At 58.1% G+C, this 7,335-nt stretch carries 7 protein-coding genes and 3 pseudogenes; 5 read left to right on the forward strand and 5 right to left on the reverse strand.

Annotated elements, in window-relative coordinates:
* Positions 1 to 548 precede the first annotated feature (548 nt).
* Entirely contained in the window at positions 549 to 944 is a 396-nt protein-coding gene (locus ASD00_RS28580) for a pseudoazurin (protein WP_057210599.1), read from the reverse strand.
* 479 nt (positions 945 to 1,423) lie between these two features.
* On the opposite strand from ASD00_RS28580, the gene ASD00_RS28585 reads away from it, so the two are divergent.
* Entirely contained in the window at positions 1,424 to 1,915 is a 492-nt protein-coding gene (locus tag ASD00_RS28585; protein ID WP_244496158.1) for a transposase, read from the forward strand.
* Between the two features lie 2 nt (positions 1,916 to 1,917).
* Here the strand turns inward: ASD00_RS28585 and ASD00_RS28590 are convergent, their stop codons facing one another.
* Together ASD00_RS28590 and ASD00_RS42085 are read right to left on the reverse strand one after the other, a co-directional pair.
* Complete coding sequence (locus ASD00_RS28590; RefSeq protein ID WP_057210659.1) at positions 1,918 to 2,238, reverse strand: hypothetical protein; 321 nt, start codon at positions 2,236 to 2,238, stop codon at positions 1,918 to 1,920.
* A gap of 215 nt (positions 2,239 to 2,453) precedes the next feature.
* Positions 2,454 to 2,677 (reverse strand): annotated as a pseudogene (locus ASD00_RS42085) (integrase); the annotation flags it as partial.
* 199 nt (positions 2,678 to 2,876) lie between these two features.
* Here ASD00_RS42085 and ASD00_RS28595 point away from each other — a divergent pair.
* A complete protein-coding gene (locus ASD00_RS28595) occupies positions 2,877 to 3,296 on the forward strand; it encodes a UPF0158 family protein (RefSeq protein WP_057210601.1) in 420 nt (139 codons plus the stop codon).
* Between the two features lie 370 nt (positions 3,297 to 3,666).
* Here the strand turns inward: ASD00_RS28595 and ASD00_RS42090 are convergent.
* Positions 3,667 to 4,062 (reverse strand): annotated as a pseudogene (locus ASD00_RS42090) (VOC family protein).
* A 133-nt stretch (positions 4,063 to 4,195) separates the two neighbouring features.
* On the opposite strand from ASD00_RS42090, the pseudogene ASD00_RS28605 reads away from it, so the two are divergent.
* Positions 4,196 to 4,594, forward strand: a pseudogene (locus ASD00_RS28605) (sigma factor); the annotation flags it as partial.
* Between the two features lie 78 nt (positions 4,595 to 4,672).
* Entirely contained in the window at positions 4,673 to 5,134 is a 462-nt protein-coding gene (locus ASD00_RS28610) for a hypothetical protein (RefSeq protein WP_057210602.1), read from the forward strand.
* Here ASD00_RS28610 and ASD00_RS28615 read toward each other — a convergent pair.
* Complete coding sequence (locus ASD00_RS28615) at positions 5,131 to 6,156, reverse strand: IS1595 family transposase (RefSeq protein WP_057210604.1); 1,026 nt, start codon at positions 6,154 to 6,156, stop codon at positions 5,131 to 5,133. The genes ASD00_RS28610 and ASD00_RS28615 overlap by 4 nt on opposite strands.
* Before the next feature lie 316 nt (positions 6,157 to 6,472).
* Here ASD00_RS28615 and ASD00_RS28620 point away from each other — a divergent pair, with 316 nt between their 5' ends.
* Complete coding sequence (locus tag ASD00_RS28620) at positions 6,473 to 6,982, forward strand: hypothetical protein (protein WP_156585862.1); 510 nt, start codon at positions 6,473 to 6,475, stop codon at positions 6,980 to 6,982.
* The last annotated feature ends 353 nt before the right edge of the window (positions 6,983 to 7,335 follow it).

Here is a 7,335-nt window from a genome sequence, read left to right on the forward strand (position 1 = left end):
GATTTTCTGCGACGTGAAGGAGCGGCTGTGCCGTGAAGATCGGTACTATGGAGCGAACGGACAGCGCAGCGGGGCCGTCTCCAAGAAATACACCAAGGCGCTGTTTGGCGAATGACCAAAACGGGTCGGTTCCGGCTAAGGTCGAAATGACACGCTCTCATGACCGGCACAGGTCTTCCTCGCTCTAAGCACGGGCATAAGCTGGAAGCTCGCCCAACGTGTCTCGAGGATTTCCCATCATGCCTGGATTTCGCGGCATGCCGGTTGCAGAACTCCCGTGGGTCTATTTCCTCGTCGAACTGGTTGGATATGGCGGCTCACATTCCGCACCAAACCTGCCAGTTCTCGGTTGCGGTTTGCAGGCCGCAGAGTGCCGACGGTATCGCTGGCACAGCCTTGCGTGTGCCTTCGAACCGATGCCCTGATCTCCTCCGGAAGATGTTCGATCCGCATCCTGTATCGTCCTTCCTCGCGCGCCGGCAGTCCATAGGACCATATGAAAACGCCCACGTTTTGGGAACGTGGGCGTTCAGATCGTCGCGGCGTTGTTACATCGCTCCCGCTGCAATGTCGGCGTCGAGACGATCCCGCGCCTTCTTCGGGAGCTTGGCAGTCTTCACGGTTTCGAGGTTGTCCGGAGCGTCGCCGACGACGACAAGAGCGACCATACCCATGCTCATGTGGGGAGCGCATTTGATGGCGTACGCGCCCTTAACATCGAAAGTGATTTTCACCGTTTCGTTCATTTTCCCTTTGAAAGGCTGCGCACCTTCCGGGATGAGGTTGGCGATTGATTCGGCATTGTGAGACTTATCGGTCGGTATGAATGTTACGGTGTCTCCCGGGGCCACTCGAGTAAGTCCCGGCTCGAACACCATCACACCGTCTTTGCCTTTGTTCAGCATGTGTACTTCGTAGTCGGCTGCCTGCGATACGGTAGTCATTCCCGCCAAAGGGTGGCAGGGGAGGAGGGGTGTTGAAGGGACGGCCCGGTCGCAGGTAGAGCTGGCCGCTTCGGGAACGAATGGCGACATTTCTGGGAATGAGCGGGTGCGGCCGACACCCAGATTGGCGGCGAGCGTTTTTCCACCTTTCGCAAGCTTCTCCAAATCGCGGCTCAATTTCCTGTCCGCCTTGCGGGCGGGGCATCAGGACTATGTTCTCAATGACGAAGCGATGAAGTGGCTGAAGGCGCAGGGCGTCGAGCACGCGCTTATGGCCAGGCTCAAGACCAATCCCCCAGCAGTATTCACCGATCAGGTTGCGTTCCTCGATCATTTGGCAGCAAGGGCATCGATATCCTCGACCGACAGCTTCTGCGTCCTGTTGCGGAGGCGGCGATCTGGGGCGCCATCCGCCATCGGACGATGCGGGTCAGTTCCATGTCGCCAACCACGCCTTGTGCTGGATCCATGCGGAACGCTTGCTGCTGAAACTGATGCCCACGACACCGAAACAAAAACGGCTGGTCACGACGACCCGCGATCTCGTCTGGCGCTTTTACAAGGCGCTGAAGGTCTGGAAACAACAGCCTTCACCGCAGTTGATCACCGGGTTTCGGCGCAGGTTCGACAAAATCTTCGCGCGACGTACCGGTTATACCGAGCTCGACCTGTTGCTCTTGCGCCTCCACAGACGAAAGGTCGAACTGCTCAAAGTTCTCGAGCACCCGTATATTCCCCTGCACACCAACGCGTCGGAAAACGATATTCGTTCCTTCGTCACCAGGCGCAAGATCTCCGGCGGCACCATAAGCGTCGACGGTCGCATTGCCCGCGACGTCATGCTCGGGCTGATGAAGACCTGCCAAAAGCTCGGCATCCCCTTCTTTCATTTCCTGGGGGATCGTCTCGGGTTGGGAAGCTCAGGACGGCCAATTCCACCTTTGTCGCAACTCGTCATGATGGCTAGTTAAAGTCAGGCCTTTCTCGAAAACGGCACCAGCTTGCCGCTCTGCCCCTCGTCAGGCCGCTTTTCCTTTCGCAGCAACTGCGGTGAGACATTCCATTGGCGGGCGTTGTCGCCGTGCACAGTCACCGTTTTGCGGTTGCGACGGATAACGATTCCGGCCTGCGTTTGGCCGTTATTGTCATCGAACATCACGCGCTCGCCGATCGCCAGTTCAAGCAAGGCATGCGCCGTCTTCTGCTGATGCAGAAAGTGGAGCCGATCGACGACCGCATCGTGCAAGTCGATCAGCTCTGCTTCACTCAAGGCGTCAAGGTCGATCTTCTGCATGCTGGCCTCCATCCGGTGCAATCGTCACTCCGAAATTCGACCAATGCAATGCGGATCATCGGCTACCCACAACATCATCAACCAACTGAGTTTCGGCGCCGCCACCCTTTCTGCCCCACGTACTTTACTGCCCGATTTCAATTCAAGCGATAAGCTGAAATTTCGTCCATCGATTGTGACCTTGCGCTTTCAGCGCGGGGCAGCGGAGAGGCCCTTCAAAGCCCGGATGCCTTGGTGAGATTGACCCGGAAGCGGTCGCGCCGGCGCTGATATTTGCGGGTCATTTCCCTGCTGGCACGGCCGAGCCCGAGGAGGCAGGCCCGGCGCGCGGCGAATGACCTGAGTGTTTGAGCGCGCTCTCTCCGAGGTGCGCACGAACACCGGCTGCAAGCGCGGCCGTGTTGACGACGCGGGCGGCGTGCCTGTCGCTGAGGCAGTCTGGTACCTCGTCTTTCCCGTTCGACGCCGCGGTCGGAGCGGCGCCATGCGTCTGCCCAGAGCCAGGCCCCTCAGTGCGCGTTCGGCCGCGGTGTTCGTCCAGCAGTCTCCTTTGTAAATTGCAGGTGACTCCCATATTTGCGCCCGATTTGAGGCCGAGTTGTATACGGCGGCGATAGGCTCATGAGCGCAGGACGGGAATGGCGGTGGACTTCAGCGAGCTTCTGGATGCGTTGGAATTCGTGAGTTCCGTCGGAAGCGGCGAAAACACGGCTTATCTGTGCAAGGAGACCGGCAAGATCTACTGGTATTCGGGCTGGGCGGACGATGTCGAAGAACTGCCTGACGACGTCGAGGACGGCGAGAAATACGTCCCAATTCCGGAGAAGAGGGAACTCGATCTCGGCAAGCCGCTGGTGCTGAAGTTCGCGCGCCACCACCTGCCCGACGATTACGATAAGGTTTGCGGGATGTTTAGCCGGGCGGGTGCCTATGTCCGCTTCAAGGACCTGTTGGAGCACAGGCACGCCATCGATCGGTGGTACGCCTTCGAGCAAAAAGCCACGGAAGACGCGTTGAGGACCTGGTGCGAGGACAACCACATCGAGGTCAGCGGCTGACGTTGAGGCATCAAGTGACTGGTTTCAGGATCGTCTGATGACTGGCTCGCAAGGAACCGTGGACGGTTGAAATTCTTAGCAACAATTCGGTCGACCGATGCCGCTCAAAGCCAATGGAGATATGACAATTCCCCGTTTGAAATCCGGAAGCAAAAGCCACAACCGTGATGGCGAATGGATCCCCAGATGCCTGCTTCCGCGAGCACACGGACCGCCTGCCTGTCGAAGATGTCGATACCCTTGCCGGCCATGAGGCATCGGCGGGCTCTCGCGACTGGAGCCTTTCGGCGCGGCTTGCAAGATCTATCGCATGGTCGCAGGCGCGGCCGGCAAGAGTGTCCTTGCCGATGCCGCGCCGTCTTCCGGCTCGCTATTTCCCGAGCTGCCGTGGGCTTCCTTGCTGCCGCAGAGCAATCTGATTGCCGTCGGGATCCAGGGCAGTCGCCCGCGCGCCATAGGCGTAGTCCTCGGGCTCAGGCTCGACGAACTTGATGCCGCGCGCCTTGAGCTCGGCGAAGTCCTTCCGAAGGTCGTCCGTTTGAAGAAAGATCGTGCCCATTTTGTCCTACTCGGAAGCCGCGCGGCCTCCTGTGCCGGGCCAAAGCAGGATCGGCGATCCCTGACCTTTGTAGCTCATCAACAGGAATCGGCCCTCAGGCCCGGGGTTATCGGCCACTTTCTCGAAGCCGAAGTTACTCGTGTAGAAGTCGAGCGCCTTTTCTTGATCTGACACAAACAAGGCGGCGAACATGATTTTGCTGAACATTGTTATACCTCTCTGCTCCGTGCGAGCACCGGCGTTTAAATGAGACGACGCCACCGCCGGAACCGACCGCTGTCACATCCGCTAGGTTTCGTTCGTCATGCTCATGACGGAGCCAACGAAGGAAATGTGACCGATGGAAGCAAAAAATATCTCACTGGAACAGTTCGAGACCAATCGCCCCCACCTGCGCGCAGTGGCCTGCCGCATGCTCGGTTCGTTGAACGAGGCGGAGGACGCGGTGCAGGAAACGTGGCTGCGCCTGTCCCAGACGGAGGCAGGGGACATCTCGAACCTGGGCGGTTGGCTAACCACCGTCACAGCCCGAATCTGCCTCGATATTCTGCGATCACGCAAGGCGCGGTGTGAGGAACCGCTCGACAAAATCGAATCCGATCCTATCGGCACACGCGAAGCTGGCAAAAGTCCGGAGGATCAAATATCCGCAGCGCATTCGGTTGGCCTAGCTCTGTTTGTGGTACTCGAAAAACTTGCTCCCGCTGAGCGGCTGGCGTTCGTGCTGCACGATGTATTTGCGGCGTTAGGTAGCAAAAACCACCAGACCTGAAATTGCATCCCGACTACCCTGGTTCCGGTGAAAACGGAGCCTCGAATGAGTGTAGCGTACGAGTTGAAGCGGAAGCGGGCCGCGTTGGTCGAGAGGTTGCAGCAGATTGCAACGGAGCAAATCGAAATTCAGGGGCTGATGGGCGCGCTGGATCGCGTCATCCTGAGCTATGAACCTGACTACCAGCCATCACCAACACCTGGGATCGCTAGCCGCGAGCGTTCTCGAAAGGTCAAGCCGTCGTCATCCGAGGTGAAGGCGGCGATGAACGGCGTAAACAAGCGCCAAGCCGTGTTGGAGGTCCTGCGCGAGGCAGGGGAACCGATTTCGGTGACCGACTGCGCCGCGAAGTTTGCAGCCAAGCTCGGCATCCCGCGCGAGCCAGAGAACCTCTTGGACATCGCACACCGTCTGTCGGCGATCCTTACCCAACTGACGACTGCGGGACGCGTAAGGCAGTCCGGCCAGTTCGACGGTCGTAAGGTTCTGTGGGAGGTCGCCGCTTAGCCTTCCCAGATCAGGTCCGGCGGTTTGTTACCCTGCCAGTACCCGCACAGATAGCGTGACGTCGGACGAGACAGTGCCTTGCCCAGCACCTGGAACGTATGGCTGCGATTGCTCACTTGCCGACAATCCTCACGCCATGCGAGCTCTGCTAGGTACCAGTCGAAGTACTTCAACGAAAACCGATGGTGGATGCCGACGTAGGCCCGTTGGACCCGCGAGAAGAAGCTCTCGACCTGGTTGGTGTTTGTGCCATCGTCGGTCTGATAGGCTTTCGAGTGGTTGACGCGCTGCAGCTTGTTCAGGCCAGCCAGGTCGTTATAGCTGCCATGCTCGTCCGCGAAAACCGTTGCCTCCCGCGATACGTGATCTCGGACGGCCGCCCAGGCTGCATTGCTGTCTTCGTCTCGGATGATCCGTGTGAAAGTCTGCGCTCCCAGCCCGCGCTGGCGGATCGCAAGAGCGCAAAGACGCTTCATGTTCTGGTATTTCTTGAGGCGGCGGTCGATGCGATCCTCGGCCTTGTTTTCAGGACGGATGTGGCCGCCCGCGTACTTGCCGTCAATCTCGACCTCGCCATCGAGCACCATCTCCTCCCTGCGCCATGCGATAGCCTCGCGCAGCTTCATGATGAGTACCCAGGCGGTCTTGTACTGGACGCCGATCTCGCGCGAGAGCTGGAGTGCGGCTTTGCCTTTCACCGAGTTCGCCGAGAACCAGATGGCGATGAGCATCTTCTTGAAGCTCAGCTTGCGTGCATGGAAGACCGTGCCTGAGGTGACGCTGAACACGGCCTTGCAGGTCTTCTCGGTGCATTTGAAGCGATTGCGGCTCATCATGTGGCACCGCAGCGTTCCGCACTTTGGGCAGTAAGGCTGGCCCTCCGTCTCGGGCCAGCGCAGGCGCTTAAACCAGTTGTAGGCAGTTGTATCCCGCATCTTGGCGAGATCGAGCACCGTCAGCGTTCGGCACTCTGGCGAGAGCAGGAAATGCTGGCCCTTGGGCGTGCCTTCGGGGTTCGCCATGACGCAACCCCTCCGCCAGCCGGAGAGACGCCAGACGTATTTCTAAGCCCCCGCCCAAGGTGCTGACAGCCAATACCGAAGCGTGTGCATGGAGGGCAATGGCGGCAATAGCGATGGCGTTGAAGGTCATGTTCAGGCTCCAGAAGTCAACGGCAGGCACAGCGGATCGGCGGCCGAGAAGGCCGCGAGTTCGTCAGAGCTGTATGCGTATCATCCTGAACATGACCCAGGTTCTTACCTGGACTTCATACAGGAGTCGATCGGACGAAGTCTTAATGGTTAATTGCCGATGGCCACATTCGGCCCGGAAAGGACCTTGGATGCACTCTCTGCTCCTGTTAAGACGGGACTATTGGAGCTTGAGATTCACAGTCGTGAGGGTTGGAGTTTGCACACGTTTCGACTGCTTACACTGATTGTGGCGTATGTTCTCTACGCTGGGCAATCCTATGCCTGCCAGAGGCAACAGAATTTCGGAGCGGCGGATTTTATCTTTGCGGACGTCGTGATTGAAGCACGAGTGGTGGGGTATCGGACTGATCCGCAGAACAACATTGCGTTTCTGGACTTGGAGACGATCAAGACGCTAATAGGCTTCGAAAAGGAACGGTGGACGGCCGATCTTCGCCCGTTCACCTCGAGTGTTCCTAAAGCCAACATCTGGGATTCTCCGGTTTTGATCCCTTTGCGAGGTCGCATTACGGAAACTGGAGAATTTACAGCCACCGTTATTGATAAGCATTGTGCACTTCTGGCAATTTTTCCGACTGATCGCGAACCTGGCAGCTCTCTCAAGGCCAATTTAGAACCAATGTTCCGCAAGTGATGACCAGGCGTTGTCGCTAGCGTGATGACCAGAAAGCTTGGCTGAAAGTTCCTTTATAATTCAAGTGCATAAGTCGTTTTCGGTGGTCTTTTCTACCTAATGCCGGACATTTGCGGAGTGTGCGCACTTGGCGACGGTGTGGGAATCGGAACACGTAGAAAGCAGCTCCGCGTTCACTGAATTAGCCCCCGAAAGGCCCGGACATGCTCCCCCACTTAGCTAAGTGGGTAGGAGTAATGTTGGTAATATGACTAGCAGCAATTTTAAGATGGAAGTCCTCTCCGGGCCGGAACGTCGGCGGCGCTGGAGCACGGCAGAGAAGCTGGCGATCATCCACGAGACCTATGAGGCGG

This window comes from Ensifer sp. Root31 (assembly GCF_001424825.1).
In the GTDB taxonomy this organism is placed as follows: domain Bacteria; phylum Pseudomonadota; class Alphaproteobacteria; order Rhizobiales; family Rhizobiaceae; genus Ensifer; species Ensifer canadensis.

Excerpts from the sequence above, each read along its gene's own strand:
- ASD00_RS28590 (WP_057210659.1), bottom strand. The coding sequence starts at position 2,238 with ATGCAGAAGATCGACCTTGACGCCTTGAGTGAAGCAGAGCTGATCGAC.
- ASD00_RS28580 (WP_057210599.1), bottom strand. The coding sequence starts at position 944 with ATGACTACCGTATCGCAGGCAGCCGACTACGAAGTACACATGCTGAAC.
- ASD00_RS28610 (WP_057210602.1), top strand. The coding sequence starts at position 4,673 with ATGAGTGTAGCGTACGAGTTGAAGCGGAAGCGGGCCGCGTTGGTCGAG.
- ASD00_RS28615 (WP_057210604.1), bottom strand. The coding sequence starts at position 6,156 with ATGGCGAACCCCGAAGGCACGCCCAAGGGCCAGCATTTCCTGCTCTCG.
- ASD00_RS28595 (WP_057210601.1), top strand. The coding sequence starts at position 2,877 with ATGGCGGTGGACTTCAGCGAGCTTCTGGATGCGTTGGAATTCGTGAGT.